Origin of the sequence: Cupriavidus necator, from assembly GCF_040578825.1 — a bacterium.
GTDB lineage: Bacteria > Pseudomonadota > Gammaproteobacteria > Burkholderiales > Burkholderiaceae > Cupriavidus > Cupriavidus necator_E.
In genome coordinates this window covers 1-17,278 of sequence record NZ_JBEFLI010000106.1, presented here as the reverse complement: position 1 = coordinate 17,278, position 17,278 = coordinate 1, and the positions used below count along the sequence as shown (strand labels likewise).

At 67.9% G+C, this 17,278-nt stretch carries 18 protein-coding genes; 8 read left to right on the top strand and 10 right to left on the bottom strand.

Annotated elements, in window-relative coordinates; all coding sequences use genetic code 11:
• Positions 1-168 precede the first annotated feature (168 nt).
• Positions 169-1,404, top strand: a complete 1,236-nt coding sequence (locus tag AB1I47_RS31365) for an MFS transporter (protein ID WP_354687555.1) — start codon at positions 169-171, stop codon at positions 1,402-1,404.
• 3 nt (positions 1,405-1,407) lie between these two features.
• Here AB1I47_RS31365 and AB1I47_RS31360 read toward each other — a convergent pair whose 3' ends face one another.
• A complete protein-coding gene (locus tag AB1I47_RS31360; protein ID WP_354687554.1) occupies positions 1,408-1,971 on the bottom strand; it encodes a MarR family winged helix-turn-helix transcriptional regulator in 564 nt (187 codons plus the stop codon).
• Between the two features lie 104 nt (positions 1,972-2,075).
• Here AB1I47_RS31360 and AB1I47_RS31355 point away from each other — a divergent pair, with 104 nt between their 5' ends.
• The 3 genes from AB1I47_RS31355 to AB1I47_RS31345 all read left to right on the top strand — a co-directional run bounded on the left by AB1I47_RS31355 (position 2,076) and on the right by AB1I47_RS31345 (position 4,493).
• Positions 2,076-3,011 carry an EamA family transporter gene (locus AB1I47_RS31355; RefSeq protein WP_354687553.1) on the top strand — a complete coding sequence of 312 codons (936 nt, stop codon included), beginning with the start codon at positions 2,076-2,078 and terminating at the stop codon, positions 3,009-3,011.
• Positions 3,012-3,049: 38 nt separating this feature from the next.
• The gene (locus tag AB1I47_RS31350; protein WP_354687552.1) at positions 3,050-3,367 is read left to right on the top strand and encodes a hypothetical protein; all 318 of its coding nucleotides are present in this window, start codon (positions 3,050-3,052) and stop codon (positions 3,365-3,367) included.
• Positions 3,368-3,497: 130 nt separating this feature from the next.
• The gene (locus tag AB1I47_RS31345) at positions 3,498-4,493 is read left to right on the top strand and encodes a Bug family tripartite tricarboxylate transporter substrate binding protein (RefSeq protein WP_354687551.1); all 996 of its coding nucleotides are present in this window, start codon (positions 3,498-3,500) and stop codon (positions 4,491-4,493) included.
• Between the two features lie 32 nt (positions 4,494-4,525).
• Here the strand turns inward: AB1I47_RS31345 and AB1I47_RS31340 are convergent, their stop codons facing one another.
• A complete protein-coding gene (locus AB1I47_RS31340) occupies positions 4,526-5,206 on the bottom strand; it encodes a response regulator transcription factor (RefSeq protein ID WP_354687550.1) in 681 nt (226 codons plus the stop codon).
• Between the two features lie 264 nt (positions 5,207-5,470).
• Here AB1I47_RS31340 and AB1I47_RS31335 point away from each other — a divergent pair, with 264 nt between their 5' ends.
• Positions 5,471-6,187 carry a response regulator transcription factor gene (locus tag AB1I47_RS31335; RefSeq protein WP_354687549.1) on the top strand — a complete coding sequence of 239 codons (717 nt, stop codon included), beginning with the start codon at positions 5,471-5,473 and terminating at the stop codon, positions 6,185-6,187.
• The gene (locus tag AB1I47_RS31330) at positions 6,184-6,963 is read left to right on the top strand and encodes a histidine kinase (protein WP_354687548.1); all 780 of its coding nucleotides are present in this window, start codon (positions 6,184-6,186) and stop codon (positions 6,961-6,963) included. The genes AB1I47_RS31335 and AB1I47_RS31330 overlap by 4 nt, the downstream gene beginning before the upstream one ends.
• A gap of 53 nt (positions 6,964-7,016) precedes the next feature.
• On the opposite strand, the gene AB1I47_RS31325 is transcribed toward AB1I47_RS31330, so the two are convergent.
• The 4 genes from AB1I47_RS31325 to minC form a co-directional block, all read right to left on the bottom strand.
• On the bottom strand, positions 7,017-8,114 hold the full coding sequence (locus tag AB1I47_RS31325) for a porin (RefSeq protein ID WP_354687547.1): 1,098 nt from the start codon (positions 8,112-8,114) through the stop codon (positions 7,017-7,019).
• A 349-nt stretch (positions 8,115-8,463) separates the two neighbouring features.
• Positions 8,464-8,718 carry a cell division topological specificity factor MinE gene (gene minE, locus AB1I47_RS31320; RefSeq protein WP_006164360.1) on the bottom strand — a complete coding sequence of 85 codons (255 nt, stop codon included), beginning with the start codon at positions 8,716-8,718 and terminating at the stop codon, positions 8,464-8,466.
• Positions 8,719-8,738: 20 nt separating this feature from the next.
• The gene (minD, locus tag AB1I47_RS31315; RefSeq protein ID WP_354687546.1) at positions 8,739-9,554 is read right to left on the bottom strand and encodes a septum site-determining protein MinD; all 816 of its coding nucleotides are present in this window, start codon (positions 9,552-9,554) and stop codon (positions 8,739-8,741) included.
• 66 nt (positions 9,555-9,620) lie between these two features.
• A complete protein-coding gene (gene minC, locus AB1I47_RS31310) occupies positions 9,621-10,433 on the bottom strand; it encodes a septum site-determining protein MinC (protein WP_354687545.1) in 813 nt (270 codons plus the stop codon).
• Positions 10,434-10,686: 253 nt separating this feature from the next.
• Here minC and AB1I47_RS31305 point away from each other — a divergent pair, with 253 nt between their 5' ends.
• Together AB1I47_RS31305 and AB1I47_RS31300 are read left to right on the top strand one after the other, a co-directional pair.
• Positions 10,687-11,658, top strand: a complete 972-nt coding sequence (locus tag AB1I47_RS31305) for a magnesium and cobalt transport protein CorA (protein ID WP_354687544.1) — start codon at positions 10,687-10,689, stop codon at positions 11,656-11,658.
• A 158-nt stretch (positions 11,659-11,816) separates the two neighbouring features.
• The gene (locus AB1I47_RS31300; RefSeq protein WP_354687543.1) at positions 11,817-12,518 is read left to right on the top strand and encodes a tetratricopeptide repeat protein; all 702 of its coding nucleotides are present in this window, start codon (positions 11,817-11,819) and stop codon (positions 12,516-12,518) included.
• Positions 12,519-12,622: 104 nt separating this feature from the next.
• On the opposite strand, the gene gatB is transcribed toward AB1I47_RS31300, so the two are convergent.
• From gatB to gatA, 4 genes are all read right to left on the bottom strand, one after another.
• On the bottom strand, positions 12,623-14,080 hold the full coding sequence (gatB, locus tag AB1I47_RS31295) for an Asp-tRNA(Asn)/Glu-tRNA(Gln) amidotransferase subunit GatB (RefSeq protein ID WP_354687542.1): 1,458 nt from the start codon (positions 14,078-14,080) through the stop codon (positions 12,623-12,625).
• Positions 14,081-14,167: 87 nt separating this feature from the next.
• Positions 14,168-15,253 (bottom strand): dienelactone hydrolase family protein, encoded by a 1,086-nt coding sequence (locus AB1I47_RS31290; RefSeq protein WP_354687541.1) that lies wholly within the window; start codon positions 15,251-15,253, stop codon positions 14,168-14,170.
• Positions 15,254-15,284: 31 nt separating this feature from the next.
• The gene (locus tag AB1I47_RS31285) at positions 15,285-15,749 is read right to left on the bottom strand and encodes a hypothetical protein (protein WP_354687540.1); all 465 of its coding nucleotides are present in this window, start codon (positions 15,747-15,749) and stop codon (positions 15,285-15,287) included.
• A gap of 2 nt (positions 15,750-15,751) precedes the next feature.
• Entirely contained in the window at positions 15,752-17,257 is a 1,506-nt protein-coding gene (gene gatA, locus AB1I47_RS31280; RefSeq protein WP_354687539.1) for an Asp-tRNA(Asn)/Glu-tRNA(Gln) amidotransferase subunit GatA, read from the bottom strand.
• Between the last annotated feature and the right edge of the window lie 21 nt (positions 17,258-17,278).

Sequence of the window (17,278 nt, the reverse complement as noted above, 5' to 3'; positions counted from 1 at the left end):
GCCTTGCCGGAGGCGCTGACTTGGCGGGGGGCGCGCTGCATGTCCTTTTCTCCAAGGTTGCGGCCTCATTCTCGCAGGACAGGCGCGCACGCGCCAGCTAGCATCGGTGCTCATGTCCTTCACGGCCGGCGCCCCCGCTGGCCGCTTCCCGTCTGTCGAGAGCCGCCAATGAGCACCACCATCGACTCCGCGCCGTCCGGCGCAGCCTCCACCTCGCCTTCACCGCAGGCCGAACGCACGGGTTTCCGCGTGCTGTCGGCGATCAGCTTCGCCCATTTCCTCAACGACATGATCCAGTCGTTGATCCTGGCGATCTACCCGATGCTCAAGGGCGGTTTCAACCTCAGCTTCACCCAGATCGGGCTGCTGACCATGACGTACCAGATCACGGCATCGCTGCTGCAGCCGGTGGTCGGGCTCTATACCGACAAGCATCCGCAACCGCGCTCGCTGGCCGCGGCGATGGGCTTTACGCTGGCGGGGTTGTTGCTGCTGTCGGTGGCGCCCAGCTACGGCGTGCTGCTGGTAGCAGCGGCGCTGGTCGGCACCGGTTCGTCGATCTTCCACCCGGAGTCGTCGCGCGTGGCGCGCATGGCCTCGGGCGGCCAGCATGGCCTGGCGCAGTCGATCTTTCAGGTGGGCGGCAACGGCGGCAGCGCCATGGGGCCGCTGCTGGCGGCGCTGCTCGTGCACCAGCAGACCAGCCTGGCGTGGTTCTCGCTAGCGGCGCTGGTGGGCATGGTGGTGCTGTGGCGCATCGGCGGCTGGTATGCGCGCCAGCTCGCGCAGGGCGCGCGCAAGCGCAAGGCGGCGGGGGCGACGACCAGCCCGGTGCCGACGCGCGTGGTGGTGCGCGCGATGCTGGTGCTGATGGTGCTGGTGTTCTCCAAGTACTTCTACATGGCCAGCCTGACCTCGTACTACACCTTCTACCTGATGGAGCGCTTCGGGCTGGCGCGCCAGGATGCGCAGCTCCATCTGTTCATGTTCCTGTTCGCGGTGGCGGCGGGCACCATCCTGGGCGGGCCGATCGGCGACCGCATCGGCCGCAAGCGCGTGATCTGGGCGTCGATCCTGGGCGTGGCGCCGTTCACGCTGATACTGCCGCACGTGGGCCTGTTCTGGACCGGCGTGCTGACCTTTATCATCGGCTTTATCCTGGCCTCGGCATTCTCGGCGATCCTGGTGTTCGCGCAGGAGCTGATTCCGGGCAAGGTTGGCATGGTGTCGGGGCTGTTCTTCGGCTTTGCCTTCGGCATGGGCGGCATCGGCGCCGCGGTGCTGGGCGGGATGGCCGACACGCACGGCATCCTGGCGGTGTACGAGTACTGCGCCTACCTGCCGCTGCTGGGCTTGCTAACGGTGTTCCTGCCGGACCTGCGCGAACGGCCGCAGCGCGCCTGAGGCTCAGGCGTCCTTGTTGTCATGCCCGCCACCGTCCCGTGGCGGCTCGAACTGGCGCAGCCAGCGGCGCAGCAGCGCGGCGAGCTGCGCCTGCTCCGCGGCGCTCAGTCCCTCCAGCAGCCGGTGCTCGTTGGCGACGTGCAGTTCCACCGCGTGGTCGACGCGCTTGCGGCCGGCTTCGGTCAGCTCCACCAGCAGGCCGCGGCGGTCGTCCGGATTGGGACGGCGCTGGACCAGGCCGGCGCGCTCCAGGTGGTCGAGCCGGTTGGTCATCGTGCCCGAGGTGATCATCAGCGAGCCGATCAGCGCGCCAGGCGACAGCGCATATGGCGGCCCGGCGCGGCGCAGCGTCGCCAGCACATCGAATTCCCACGGCGACAGGCCGGTGTCCGCCAGCGCGGCTTCGATCGCGCGGCCGGTATGGCGGTTGAGCCGGCCCAGCCGGCCGATCACCCCCATTGGCGAGGCATCCAGGTCAGGGCGCTCGCGCGCCCATTGCGCCAGAATGCCGTCGACGTGGTCCGGTGTGTCTTCGGGGGTTTCGAGGGGTTTGCGGCGGGCAGGCATCGGGAAGGGCGCAGTGGGCGCCGGATTGCGGCAAGACCGAAGTATCTTGACATCAAACAATCTGCTTCGTAAAGTGATTTATCTTGATATCAAGAGACTTTCACATGACCGCGAACCAGTCGACGTCCCCGGCAACGCCATCCGCACGTGCAGCGTCAACAGTCGGCGTGTCGTTGCGCGACATCCTGCTGACCGGGTTGGCGCCGGCAATCTGGGGCAGCACTTACCTGGTCACCAGCGAATGGTTGCCGCCGGGGCAGCCGTTGCTGTCGGGCGTCATCCGGGCATTGCCCGCGGGGCTGGCGATGCTGGCCATCGGCCGGCAATTGCCGCAGGGCAGCTGGTGGTGGCGCGCGGCGGTGCTGGGCGTGCTCAATATCGGCTTCTTCCAGGCAATGTTGTTTATCGCCGCGTACCGGCTGCCCGGCGGCGTCGCGGCCACGGTCGGCGCGATCCAGCCGCTGATCGTGGTGGCGCTGGCGTGGGCCTGGCTGGGCGCGCGCCCGCGCAAGGCGGCATGGCTGGCCGGCGTCGGCGGCTTGCTGGGCGTGGCGCTGCTGGTGCTGGGGCCGGCGGCGCGGCTCGATGCCATCGGCGTGGCCGCGGCGGCGGCCGGGGCAGTGTCGATGGCGGTGGGGACGGTGCTGACGCGGCACTGGCGGCCGCCGGTCTCACCGCTGGTGCTGACCGCGTGGCAATTGTGCGCGGGGGGATTGTTCCTGCTGCCGTTCGCGCTGGTGCTGGAACCGCTGCCGGGACATCTCACGCTGGCCAACTGGCTTGGCTACGCGTGGCTGAGCATCGTCGGCGCGGGCTTCAGCTATGCACTGTGGTTCCGTGGAGTGGGGCGCATGCCGTCGTCGGCGGTCGCGGCGCTCGGGCTGCTGAGCCCGGTCAGCGCGACCGTGCTCGGTTTCCTGGTGCTCGGGCAGGCGTTGACGGCGGTGCAGGCGGCCGGCGCGCTGCTGGTGCTGGGCAGCGTCTGGCTGGGCCAGCGTGCGGCGGCGCCGGCGGCGGTACCGGGGCTCCGCGCTGCCTGATTTTCAGAAGCTGCTGTCCAGGCGGGTTTTGCGGCATCATGGCGGGCATGAAGTCAGCCGTGCCCCCGCCCGTCCCGCTCATGCAGCCCACGCAGCCCACCTCATCGCCGCCTTCCGCGCCCGCCACGCCCGCCTGTGAGCGTTGCCTGGAGCTGGCCGCCGATCCGCGCCGGCGCGAGCCGCCGTCGTGCTTCGCGTTGCGCGGCACCGCGCCGCTGGTCAGCCAGAGCGCGGCCGGGGTGCCGTTCAGCATGATGACCTTCGCCTGCCGCGACTGCGGCACGGTATGGCGGCTGTATGACCGGGCCAACGAGCTTTTCGTCTCATGGGTGCCGGAGCGGCCGCTGGTGCGCTGAGTGTTGTGCCCTGATGGGCTAAGATTGCGGCTGCTTCGCGCCGCCGCGGCACCATGCTGCCGGCTCCCGCGCGCTCCTCCCGTATCGCTTGCGCACTTCCACCCGCACTTCCACCCGCACTTCCACCATCATGGTCTTCCCCCTCCGCTCGTACCTGCTGACCGCCATTTGTGTCGCAGGCGGTGCCGCTGCCGCGTTGCCTCTCTCAGCCGCCGCTGCCTCAGATACCTATCCCAGCCGCCCGATCCGCCTGATCGTCGCCTACCCGACCGGCGGCATCAGCGACACCGTCGCGCGTGCACTGGGCGAGCGGCTGTCGGCGCAGATGGGCACCTCGGTGGTGGTGGAGAACAAGGCCGGTGCCGGCGGCAGCATCGGCATCGACGCGGTGGCCAAGGCCGCGCCCGACGGCTATACGCTTGGGTTTGCATCGACCAGCCCGCTGACGCTGAATCCGCATGTCGGCCGCGTCAACTACGATCCGCAGAAGGACGTGGCGCCGGTGATGAGCGTGATGTATTCCCCGGTGCTGGTTGTCGCCACCAACAGTTTCAGCGGCAAGAGCTTTGCCGATGTGGTCGGGCAGGCCGGCGCCAAACCGGGTTCGGTGCGCTGGGCGACGTCGGGTCTGGGCACCGTGGGCCATGTGGTGCTGGAACAGATCAGGCAGAAGTCGAAGACCGATATCACGCTGATCCCCTACAAGGGCGCGGGCCAGCAGATGAACGACGCGCTTGGCGGGCAGTTCGAGGTGATGAGCACCAACGCCAGCCCGGTGCTGAGCCAGCATATGCAGGCCGGCCGCCTGCGCGCGCTGGCAGTGGGCGCGCCAAAGCGCCTGGAGAGCCTGCCGTCCGTGCCGACGCTGGCCGAGCTCGGCTATCCCAAGGCCAACCTGACTTCGACCTTCGGCATCTTCGCGCCGGGCAAGACACCCGCGGCCATCGTCAACCGCCTGAACGCCGAGCTGAACAAGGCGCTGGCCGAGCAAGAGGTTCACGAGCGCCTGCTCAAGGGTGGCGAGGTGCCCACCGGCGGCACGCCCGCGCAGTTCGCCAGGGCGATCCGCGACGAGTACTTGGAGAACGCCCGCATCGTCAAGGAAGCCGGCATCAAGGCAGACTGACGTCAGGCCGTGCATCTGCGGGGCCGCAGGACTCAGGCCATATCGAGCCGGCTGCCCAGCCCATACACCGAGCACAGCCGCACACCGTTGTGCGGCCACAGCGCCAGCTTGGTCCGTACGCGCGACAGGTGGCTGTCCACCGTGCGCGAGGCCGGATCCAGCTCGTAGCGCCAGACCTGGTCGACCATGGTCTGGCGCAGCACCAGCGAGCCGAGATTGCGGAACAGCAGCACCGCGAGGTCGTACTCCTTCGGCGCCAGCAGCACCGTCTTGCCGCTGACCCACGCGCGCCGCTCCGTGGTGGCGAAGCGGAAGACGCCATGCGAAAGGTCGCAAACCTCGCCCGCCAGCCGCGTCCGGCGCAGCAGCGCAAGCACCCGAGCCGCCAGCTCGCCGGTACGCAGCGGCTTGGCCACGTAGCTGTCGGCCCCCTGCGCAAAGCAGGCGGCGACAAAGCCTTCCTCGTTCGACGTCCCCGTCAGCATTACCGGCACCTCATGGCCGTGCGTGCGGCGCACCCACGCCAGCACCTCCAGCGCCGGGATCCCCGGCGTATCGCAATCGAGCATCAGCAGGTCGAACGATTTGCCGCGCAGCGCGCCGATCATGGTGCGGCCGCTGAGGTAGCGCGTGCACTGGTGGCCATTCAGGCGCAAGGTCTGTTCGATGCTGACGGCGAGGGTCGGGTCCGCCTGCAGCGCGGCGATCTTCAAGGCTGGCTCCTGCGCGGGCGCACCGGAATGCGCGAATGGAAAAGACATGCTGGGAAAGCAATTCAGGACACCGCGGGTCGGGCATGGCCCGCAGCGAAGCCCATGGTAGGAGTGGCCTGCTGAGGCGAGAAGTAAAAGATTGTTGAAAATCGAGTTTGAGGTCTTTCCTATTCGTGTGTCCGTGCCCGCGGTCTTAAATGAGCCGCTACGGCCCGGCGGACACAGCACGCCACCCGGCCGCCCCAGCGCCGTCGGAGACAACATATGGGAAAGAGAATTGCATCGCTCGAGGACGCGCCCGCGGATGCGGCGCTGATCCGCCAGGCCATCGCCAGGGCCGGCCATGAATGCGTGACCTTCGGCGAAAGCCGGCGCCTGCTGCTGGCGCTGCGCGATGCCGGCTTCGACCTGCTGCTGCTGGACTGGCAGATGCCGGACCTGTCCGGGCGCGAGGTGCTGGCGTGGGTGCGCACCAACCTCGACCGGCGCGTGCCGGTGATGTTCCTGACCTGCCGCGATGCCGAGCAAGACATCGTCAACGCGCTGACTGCCGGCGCCGACGACTACATGGTCAAGCCGGTGCGCCAGGCCGAACTGGCCGCACGGATCGAATGCCTGCTGCGGCGCGCCTGCCCGGCCTATCTCGCCCCGCATGCGCCGCTGCGGCTCGGCGACTACGCCTTCGATTGCGCCACCCGCCAGGTCACCTGCAACGGCCACCCGGTGGGCCTGACGCCGAAGGAGTTCGACCTTGCCGTGCTGCTGTTCCGCAACGAGGGCCGCATCGTCACGCGCGACCACATCACCGCCGCGGTCTGGGGGCGCGAGATCTCGCCGATGTCGCGCACCATCGATACCCATGTGTCGCGCGTGCGCAGCAAGCTGGACCTGCATGCCGCGCATGGCCTGCGGCTGACGCCGGTCTACACGCATGGCTACCGGCTCGAGCGCATCGAGCGCGCCGGGCTGGCCGCCGCATGAGCGCGACCGTATGGCGTGGGGCGGCGCTTGCCGCGGTGCTGCTCGCGACCGGCGTTCGCTGGCTTGCCAGGCGCAACGTGATGACCGCGCACGCTTGCGAGCCTGCCAACGACGTGCGCGATCCCGCGGCGGTGCATGACATGACGCTGCATGTGCTCAGCCACGACCTGCGCGAGCCGCATGCCTCGCTGCTGGCCTGGGTGGCCTTGCGCCGCACGCAGGCGCAGGCCGATGCCGCGCTGCTGGAGCAGGTGGCCGACCATGCACGCCGCGCGCTGCGGCATCTCGATGAACTGAACCGGCTGCTGCGCGAAACCGGCCACGCCTACCGCATGCGACGCATCGCCATGGAAGCCCTGCTCGATGAAGCGCTGGACCGTGTCTGGACCGTGGCCGCCGAAGCCGGCGTCCGGCTGGACAGACCTGCGGCCCGGCTGCCACGCATTGGCGGCGACCACGCCATGTTGCTGGAAACGCTCGAATGGCTGCTCTCGCGCGCCATCGGTGCCGCGGCGCAGGGCACTGCGTTGCGCATCACGTGCCGCGGCCATGCGGGCGGCATGGCGCTGTGGATCGCCTGCGATCCCGCCGGGGCAGAAAGTGCGGCGCGGTTGGCCGAGCCGGGGCCTGCGCTGCTGTGCGCGCAGCGCGTGGTGGCGCGCCATGGCGGCGTGCTGGTGCCGCTGCAGCCGATGGGCGAGGAGAAGTCCGCAGAGCCGGAAGACCACCCCGCCGCCGGCTGGTACCTGTGGCTGCGGCGCCGGCCGCGCCCATGAAAAAAGGCACCCGAAGGTGCCTTTTGCCAGGTACTGCCGATCGAGGAAAGCGATCAGAAGATGTGGCGGATACCGATGGCAGCGCCAGTCTGGTTGTTGCGGCCCGGCAGTTCGGTGGTGGTGCCGCCCGAAACCTTGTTGAAGTCGACCGTGCCGTAGACCTGGGTGCGCTTGGACAGCGAGTACTCGGCCAGCAGCACGCCGGTGTAGCGGCGGCCGTTGTTGTCGTTCACGCCGTTCTTGTTCTCGACGTAGTCGCCGTAGAACACACCGGTCAGGGACAGGGCCGGGGTGGCCTGGTAGGTCAGGCCGATGTAGCCGATGTTGTCCTTGCGCGGGTTGCTCGCGGCGCCTGCGGCAACCACGCCCGGGGCCGGAGCGGCAGCCGAGTTGTTCAGGAAGCCGTTGTCGATCACGCCGGTGCGGTCCTTGCCGCCAACATAACCCAAGAACAGCTTGGCCGGGCCGAAGGTGTACTTACCGGCAGCGCCCCACATTTGCTGCTTGTTGCCGTTGATGTCGCGGATTTCCTGGTACACGCCGCCGACGCCGAACGGGCCGTACGTGTAGGCAGCGCGAGCGCCCCAGTACTGGTTGCGGGTCATGCTGCCCGGCTGTTCGCCGAAGCCATAGCTGGCGCCCACGTCCAGGCCGCCGAACTTGCCGGCGTAGCTGACGACGTTGTCGCTGCGGAACTGGGTCAGGAAGAACGGCCAGGCATTGGCGGTGTAGTTGCCGATGGTCAGCGGATCGTAGTCGCCGAAGAAGTTAAAGCCTTCGGTGTACTGGCGGCCCAGCTTGATCGTGCCGAAGTCGCCCGACAGGCCAACGTAAGCCTGACGGCCGAACAGGCGGCCATTCGGGTTGGTGGCGCTGGCCTGGTTGGAACGGCCGGTATCCGGATCGAAGCCGCCTTCCAGTTGGAAGATGGCCTTCAGGTTGTTGCCGAGGGCTTCGCTGCCCTTCAGGCCCCAGCGGCTGTTGGTGACGGCGCCGTTGGTCAGTTCCCACTGATTGTCGTTGCTGGCGTTGGCGTTCGTGGTGAAGCGGATGCTCTGGTCGACGATACCGTACAGCGTGACGGAAGTCTGGGCGTATGCCGAGCCTGCCAACAGGCTGCCGGCTGCGAGGACGATGGCCGATTTCTTCATGGTGCTCCTTTTCTTGTCTTGTACTGTTCTCCGCCGGATCACGGCAGGGACGAAGTCTACGTTTCGTGTAAACGCCGCGAAAATTTAACAAAACGTAAGCAACAAGGACACAAATCTCCACCGAGGCCCGCTTTCAAGCAGGAATTTGGTGCAATTCCGTTGTCTCGCCGCTACAAATTCCGAATTGGTGCATTGCGGTAAAGCGGGCGAAACGGCCTTTGCACGGGGCTGGCGGGTCGCAGTCAGCGCGAAGAGAAAGGACGAAGAAGAAGGAGAAAAGAGGGCAAAGACAAACCGCGGCGCAGGAGCGGCGCCGCGGTCTTGGCTGAACAGCGTGAGGACTGTTGGATCAGCCCTGCGGGATTTCGATTTTGACTTCCAGCACTTCCAGGTTGTCCTGGCGCTCGAGGCTCACGCGCAGGTCCTGGTCGCTGATCTTGACGTACTTGGAAATCACCGCCACCAGCTCGCGTTGCAGCGCGGGCAGGTAGTCGGCGGGCGCGGAATGGCCGGTGCGTTCGTGGGCGAGGATGATCTGCAGCCGCTCCTTGGCGACCGACGCGGACTTTTTCTTCTCTCCCAGCAGGAAGGAAAGGATCGACATTGGGATGAGCCCTCCTGGCGTTACTTGTTGCCGAAGATGCGGGAGAACAGCCCCGGCTTCTGGTAGTCGGTGAAACGCATCGGCTTGTCCTTGCCGAGGAAGCGGTCCACCACGTCGCCATAGGCGTCGGCCACGTCGCTGCCTTCCAGATGGATGGCGGGCGTGCCCTGGTTCGAGGCGTGCAGCACGGCTTCGGACTCCGGCACCACGCCGATCAGCTTGATGCGCAGGATTTCCTGGATGTCGGTCAGCGACAGCATCTCGCCGCCATGCACGCGCTTGGGGTTGTAGCGGGTGATCAGCAGGTGTTCCTTGATCGGGTCGCCGCCTTCGGTGGCGCGCTTGGTCTTGGAAGCCAGGATGCCGAGGATGCGGTCCGAATCGCGCACCGACGACACTTCCGGGTTGGTGACGATCAGCGCCTCATCGGCGAAGTACATCGCCATCAGCGCGCCCGATTCGATGCCGGCGGGCGAGTCGCAGACGATGTACTCGAAGTCCATCTCGATCAGGCCGTTGATGACCTTCTCGACGCCTTCGCGCGTCAGCGCATCCTTGTCGCGCGTCTGCGAGGCCGGCAGGATAAACAGGTTCTCGCACTTCTTGTCCTTGATCAGCGCCTGGCGCAGGTTGGCTTCGCCCTGCACCACGTTGATCAGGTCATACACCACGCGGCGTTCGCAACCCATGATCAGGTCGAGGTTACGCAGGCCGACGTCGAAGTCGATCACGGCAGTCTTGTGGCCACGCAGGGCCAGGCCGGCGGCAAAGCTGGCGCTGGTGGTGGTCTTGCCGACGCCTCCCTTGCCGGAGGTCACAACGATGATTTTTGCCATGGCTCTTTGGTCCAGTAATAGGTTGAAGCTTGCGCTGCTTTGATTCGGGGTCCCGGGACCGTGCGGTTACTTGAGCCGCAGCGGTTCGAGAATCAGTTTTTCATCGGCCAGGCGCACCTGGGCCGTCTTGCCGAGCACGTCGGCCGGAAGCATCTGCTCCGCGGTGCGATAGATGCCGGCGATGGAAATCAGTTCGGGCTCCATGCACGTGCTGAAGATGCGCGCGCCGGTATTGCCCTTGACGCCCGCCAGCGCGCGGCCGCGCAGCGGGGCATAGATATGGATGTTGCCTTCGGCGATGACCTCGGCGCCGTAGCTGACCACGTCGAGGATCACCACGTCGCCGTGCGCATAGACCTGCTGGCCCGAGCGCAGCGGCTTGTCGATCAGCAGCGTCTTGGTCTGGCGGATGGCGGCGGCAACGGCGACATCGGTGGCGGCCTGCGCGGCGGCGCGGGCGGCTTCCTCGCGCGCGGCCTGCTCTGCAGCGGCCTGCTCGGCGGCCTGTTCCGCGGCAGCGGCGGCCCTGGCTTCGGCGGCGCGATCGGTGCCCGAGCCGCGGCGCGCCTGGCTGTCGAGCAGCGGCAGGCCGTAGCGCTCGGCCCATTCGCGCTGGCCCGCACGGGCCACCACGCCGATGGCGCGGGCCTTGAGCGTCGCGAGCGTTTCGATCACCGTGCCGAGCGCAACTTCGCGATCGTCTTCCAGTGCGCGCAGGTCCAGCGCGATCACGTCATTGGAAAAGAAGTCGGGGGTGGCTTCGAAGCGGGTGAGGAGGTCATCCCGCAGCGCAGCCATGTCGGCGGTCTGGAGGGCGAGAAGGAGGGCGTCGACGTTGCCACTGCGCAGCTCGAAGCGTGGCGTTTTCTTCTGGGACATAGCCGGGTGACCGTGGAAATGCCACATTCTAACGTCGTCTCTGTCGCTAACTGTAACAATTGGCTCGTGAAGCACGATGTATCGGCGATAGAGGCGCCGTGGGTGGCCCCTGCGTTCCATATGCACTGCGATGGCACGGCAAGGTGCCGTGAAAGTGTGTTTATCGTGGCCCGTGCGGCGCGCCAGCGCACGCATCGGCGCAAGCGCGGCGCAAAGGCTTGTTACGATTGCGCCATCTGACAGCGGAGTACTCATGGGCGCCATCGTCAATTGCGTAGCCTACCGGCAGGGCAAACGGCTCGGTACGGTAGGCATGGAAGAGATTCGCACCGTGCTGAGCGTGCCTGGCACCTTCGTCTGGCTCGGCCTGCACGAACCCGACCTGACGCTCTTGCGGCAGGTGCAGCTCGCGTTCGGCTTGCACGACCTGGCCGTGGAAGACGCGCTCGACGCGCACCAGCGCCCCAAGCTCGAGGCCTATGGCGATTCGGTCTTCGTCGTGCTCAATACCGCGCAGCTAGTGGAGGAGGAAGTCGTGGTCGGCGAGACGCATCTGTTCGTCGGCCCCAACTACGTGGTCTCGGTGCGCCACGGTGCCAGCAGCACCTACGCCCCGGTGCGCGAGCGCTGCGAACACGACCCCCACGGCCTGGCCAACGGCCCCGGCTACGTGCTGTACGCGCTGATGGACTTCATTGTCGACCACTACATGCCGATCGTCACGCGGCTGGAAGACTCGCTGGCCGACCTGGAACAAGGCATCTTCCGCGACGAGTTCGACCGCGGCGCGATCGAGCACCTGTACCAGGTCAAGCGCCAGGTGCTGCGGCTGCGCAATGCGGTGAACCCGGTGGAGGACATGTGCGGCCAGCTTATCCGGCTGCATGAAGACCTGGTGCCGCGCGAGCTGCGCGCCTATTTCCGCGACATCGAGGACCACGCCAGCCGGCTCGTACGCACGCTCGACGTGATCCGCGAAATGCTGACCACCGCGGTGCAGGTCAACCTGGCGCTGGTGACGGTGGGCCAGAATGAAGTGGTCAAGCGGTTGGCCGGCTGGGGCGCAATCCTGGCGATCCCGACCGTGGTGTTCAGCTTGTATGGCATGAACTTCAACTTCATGCCCGAGCTGAAATTCCATTACGCCTATCCCACCGTGGTCGGCATGACGGCGGTGGCCTGCGTCGCGCTGTGGCGGCGGCTGCACCGGGCGGGGTGGCTTTAACATCCGGGCGGGTTTATCTGCCAGACGAATGTTCTGGGTCGATATCCGGGTGCGTTGATTATTCGCGCAGATAGTTCGGCGACCGCCGTGCCTGACTTCCGGGCGCCTGCCCTGACTCCTACACTGGAGCAAAGAAGGCGCCGCGCCCGGAGTCCGCCATGCCACTTGCCCGTTCCCCGATTGCTCTCTTGCTGGCCGGCGCCATGGCCGCATGGCTGTCCGTGCCACCCGCGGCCGCTGCGCCGCAGCCCCCTGCGCCGGCGCAGGCCCAGACCCGCGACGCCGTCACGGCTTATGAAGCAGGCAACTTCGACCAGGCCTTGCGCGGCTTCGCCAGCGCCGCGCGGCAGGGCAACCGCCTTGCCCAGTTCAACTACGCGATGATGCTGCTGCGCGGCGAGGGCACCACGGCCCGGCCGCAGGAGGCGCTGGTCTGGCTGAAGAAGGCCGCCGACAACCAGATGACGCACGCCCAGTACACCTGGGGCGACCTCCATGAGCGCGGCGAGCTGGTGCCGAAATCACTGGAAGAAGCCAACCGCTGGTACGAGCGCGCGGCGCAGGCCGGGCATGTGCAGGCGCAGATGGCGCTGGCGACCAATTACTTCACGGGTCGTGGCGTGCCGCGCGATTACGGGCAGGCGTTTGCCTGGTACAGCCGCGCGGCGAGCGCCGGGGACGGCGGTGCGCAGTACATCGTGGGGAGCTTTTACGAGCGGGGCGAGCCAGGTGTGGTCGACCGTGATATCGAGCAGGCCAAGATCTGGTACGCACGCTCGGCCGCGCATGGGGATCCGGGGGCGCTGGCGAAACTGAGGTCGTTGCTGGAGGAGTCGGTGCGGGGCAGGGCGGGGAGGTAGGAAGCGGAAAGCGAAGCCAACGTCTGTGCACCAAAGCCGCCCGAGCTCGCCTAAGCAAGGTGTTCTCCCTCTCCCGCAGGCGGGAGAGGGGAGCAAAGAACCCTTCAGCCCAACTTCTTCCGCAACAATTCATTCACCTGCGCCGGATTCGCCTTGCCCTTGGTCGCCTTCATCGCCTGCCCAACCAGCGCATTGAACGCCTTCTCCTTACCCGAGCGGAATTCCTCCACCGACTTGGCATTGGCAGCCAGCACATCGTCGATGATCTTCTCCAGCTCGCCGCTGTCGGACATCTGCTTCAGCCCCTTGGCCGCGATGATCGCGTCGGCGTCGCCGCCGTGCTCGCCGGCCCACATTGCCGGGAACACATCCTTCTTGGCGGTGTTGTTCGACACCGTGCCGTCGGCGATGCGCGCCAGCAGCTTTGCCAGTTGCGCCGGCGTGACCGGCGCGGCATCGATGGCAATGCCTTCGCGGTTCAGTTGCGAGGCGACGTCGCCCATCAGCCAGTTGGCCGCAGGCTTGGCGTTGGCAGCGCCGGCATCGGCCACCACGGCCTCGTAATACGCCGCAAACGCCTTGGTCGCGGTCAGCGTGGTGGCGTCATAGGCCGACAGGCCGTACTGCGAGACAAAGCGCGCCTGCATCGCCGCCGGCAGTTCCGGCAGTTCGCCGCGCACGCGGTCGACCCAGCCTGCGTCGATTTCCAGCGGCATCAGGTCGGGATCGGGGAAATAGCGGTAGTCGTGCGCGTCTTCCTTGGTGCGCATCGCGCGGGTCTCGCCTGTCTCGGGGTCGAACAGCACCGTGGCTTGCTGGATCTTGCGGCCGTCCTCGATCTCGGCGATCTGCCACTGCACTTCGTATTCGATGGCCTGCTGCAGGAAGCGGAACGAGTTCAGGTTCTTGATCTCGCGGCGGGTGCCGAATTCCTTCTGCCCGAACGGGCGCACCGACACGTTGGCGTCGCAGCGGAAGCTGCCTTCCTGCATGTTGCCGTCGCAGATGCCCAGCCACACTACCAGCGAGTGCAACGCCTTGGCGTAGGCCACGGCTTCGGCGGCGCTGCGCATGTCGGGCTCGGTGACGATTTCCAGCAGCGGCGTGCCGGCGCGGTTCAGGTCGATGCCGGTCATGCCGGCAAAGTCCTCGTGCAGCGACTTGCCCGCATCTTCTTCCAGGTGCGCGCGCGTCAGGTTGACGGTCTTCTCGTAGAACTCGCCCTTCTTGCCTTCGACCTGGATGGTGATGGTGCCGCCCTGGACCACCGGGATCTCATACTGGCTGATCTGGTAGCCCTTGGGCAGGTCGGGATAGAAGTAGTTCTTGCGCGCAAAGACACTGCGCGGGGCGATCTTCGCGCCGATCGCCAGGCCGAACTGGATGGCGCGCTCGACCGCGCCCTTGTTGAGCACCGGCAGCACGCCCGGCAGCGCCAGGTCCACCGGCGAAGCCTGCGTGTTGGCCTCGGCCCCGAAGGCGGTGGAGGTGCCGGAAAAAATCTTGGAGGCCGTCGAGAGCTGCGCGTGCGTTTCGAGGCCGATCACCACTTCCCATTGCATGGCGGTATTCCTGTTCGGTTCTTTCAGTTCTGTCTGTTGCGGTGGGACGGCGCTGCCGTCCCGGTGTTCGTGGGTCCCGTCCCGCTTCTAGGGGTCGGGACTGGCAAGCCATGAGTCAAGCTGGGCCAGCGCGGCCACGCGCGCCACCGCGTCGCCGCCGACGGTCACCCCTGCGGTCTTGCGCACGGCGGCCACGTCGCGGCGCATATGCAGCTCGCTGGTGCCGTCAAAGCCGTGGTAGGCGCCGGGGTAGATCTCCAGCCGGAAGCGCGCGCCCGGCTGGCGCGCCAGCACGGCGCTCTGCAACATGGCGCAGCGGGTCGCGGGCGTCCAGTCGTCGGCGCCGCCGATCATCAGCAAGATCGGCGCGCGCAGGCGGAAGTTGTGCTGCTGCACCGCGCGCTTGCAGCCGGGATAGAAGGCAACGGCGCGTTCCACCGTCGGCATGCCGGCCGGCCACGGGCGGCTGGCGTCGACGGTGGCCAGCACCGCCTGCGCGCCGTTGGACCAGCCCAGCAGCACGATGCGCGCGGTATCGATGCCCGGCTGGTCGGCGATCCAGCGCAGCGCGGCCAGCGCATCGGCGCGGCGGGTGCGGTCGTCGATGCCGCGCGTGTCGGTGGGCTCGGTGCAGATGCCGTGGGGTTTGCCGCGGGCGCTGAAGCTGTCGGGCATCAGCACCGCATAGCCGCGTTCGGTAAGCCAGTGCGCGTATTCGCGGTAGCGCTGCTGCAGCAGCCCGGAAACGTCGGCGCCGTCAGCAGCCGGTGCGGTCTCGCGCGCGGCGCGGGCGGACAGCAGCCCGCCGCAGCCATGCAGGGCGACAACCACCGGCAAGGCGCGCGCCGTGGCGCCTTCGCGCGGGACGAACCAGTAGGCGGTCAGCGCGGGCGTGGACGCGTCGCCGGGCAACTGCACGCGCTGCGCGGGCACGGCTGCCGCAGCCGTTGCCGTGGCTGCCGGGGCCGCGCGCGTCACCGCGTGCGGCGACAGCGCGCCGGCCGGGGACAGCGGTGCCGGCTGCGTCAGCGCGGGCGCTGGCAGGTCCGGCGTATGCGCCGCCGCGCCGGCCAGCCATGCGACCAGCCCGATCGCCACGGCCGCGCGCAGCAGCCGGCCGGCCGCGGCAGCGGCGCCAGTGGAGCGGGGCGGGGTGGCGGGGATGTGCGTCATGGCGGGCGCTCTCGGCTAAGGCTCGGCAAACTCAGCGCGTGCGGGCGCAGGCGCCGGTACCCGGCTCGAACATCACGGGCCAGGCTTCCTCGTAGATGCCGGGCGTGCAGCGCTGCTGGCAGCTGGCGTGCGCCAGCGTGACGCGGCGCGGATCCTGCCAGACCATCAGCTTGCAGCCGCTGCCGTCGTTGGCGCGCAGCTCGATATGTGGCTTCTTCTGGACCTGGCGGAAGTCAGCCAGGTTGAAGCTGCACGAGCCGCGCCTGCCGACCCACAGCTTCCACGACAGCTGTTGCACGCTGTTGTCCGACACGCGCAGCTGCGCGTCCTCGCGGAAGCCGTCTTCCTCGGTGCGGCGGCAGTCGCCGTTCAGGTCGATATCGCGGCTGGCGATCGGCGTGGGCCGGCCCAGGCCGCCCGGCAGCGGGATGCAGCCCGCCACCGCCGCGGCGAGGGAGGTACGTCGCAAGGAGCGTGGCAAGGAGCGTGCGGTCATGGTCAGGCCTTGGCGGGACGGCGCAGGTGCCAGTCGGTCGCCTGCTGGAACGCATGCGCGGTCTGCAGCAGGCGCGCTTCGTCGAAATAGTTGCCGATCAGCTGCAGGCCGACGGGCATGTTGCCCTCGCCGAAGCCGCACGGCACGCTCATGCCGGGCAGGCCGGCCAGGCTGGTGGACAGCGTGAAGATATCGGCCAGGTACATCTGCACCGGGTCCGAGGACTTCTCGCCCAGCTTCCACGCCACCGTCGGCGCCACCGGACCCATGATCACGTCGCACTGGGCGAAGGCGCGCTGGAAGTCGTCGGCGATGATGCGGCGGATCTTCTGCGCCTGCAGGTAGTAGGCGTCGTAGTAGCCGTGCGACAGCACGTAGGTGCCCACCATGATGCGGCGCTTGACCTCCGGGCCGAAGCCTTCGGCGCGGCTCTTCTTGTACATGTCGAGCAGGTCGCGGTACTCGGCGGCGCGATGGCCGTAGCGCACGCCGTCGAAGCGCGACAGGTTGGACGAGGCCTCGGCCGGCGCGATCACGTAGTACACCGGGATCGACAGCTCGGTCTTGGGCAGCGTCACCTCCACCAGCGTGCCGCCAAGCTTTTCATACTCGGCCAGCGCCGCACGCACGGCCTGCTCGACATCGGCGGCGAGGCCCTTGCCGAAATATTCCTTCGGCAGCCCGATGCGCAGGCCGGCCAGCGGCCGTTCCGCGGTGGCGCCGGCGCGCGGCTGGCCCAGCAGCCGGGTGTAGTCCTCATCCACGCCGCCCTGCTCGGGCGGGATGCTGGTCGAATCCTTCGGATCGAAGCCGGCCATGGCGTTGAGCAGCAGCGCGCAGTCCTCGGCGGTATGGGCCATGGGGCCGCCCTGGTCCAGCGACGAGGCGAACGCAATCATGCCGTAGCGCGACACGCGGCCGTAGGTCGGCTTGATGCCGGTGATGCCGGAGAACGACGCCGGCTGGCGGATCGAGCCGCCGGTGTCGGTGCCGGTGGCGGCCGGCGCCAGGCCCGCGGCCACGGCGGCGGCGGAGCCGCCCGACGAGCCGCCGGGCACGCGGCTGGCGTCCCACGGGTTGCGCACCGGGCCGAAATGCGAATTCTCGTTGGACGAGCCCATCGCGAACTCGTCCATATTGGTCTTGCCCAGCGTGACCATGCCGGCCGCGGCCATGCGCTCGACCACGGTGGCGTCGAACGGGCTCTCGTAGTTGCCCAGCATCTTTGAACCGGCGGTGGCGCGCCAGCCGCGGGTGACGAAGACGTCCTTGTGCGCGACCGGCACGCCGGTCAGCGGCGTGGCCTCGCCGCGCGCGCGGCGGTCGTCGGCGGCGCGCGCCTGCGCCAGCGTGCGCTCGGCATCGACATGGATAAAGGCGTTGAGCGCGGCGGCCTGCTCGATGCGGGCCAGGTACTCGCGCGCGAGCTCCTCGGCGGAGACGGAGCGCGCGGCCAGCGCGTCGGCAAGCTGGCGCAGGGAAGTCACGGAATCAGCGGAAAAGGGCATGACAGTCGGTTGGCATCAGTG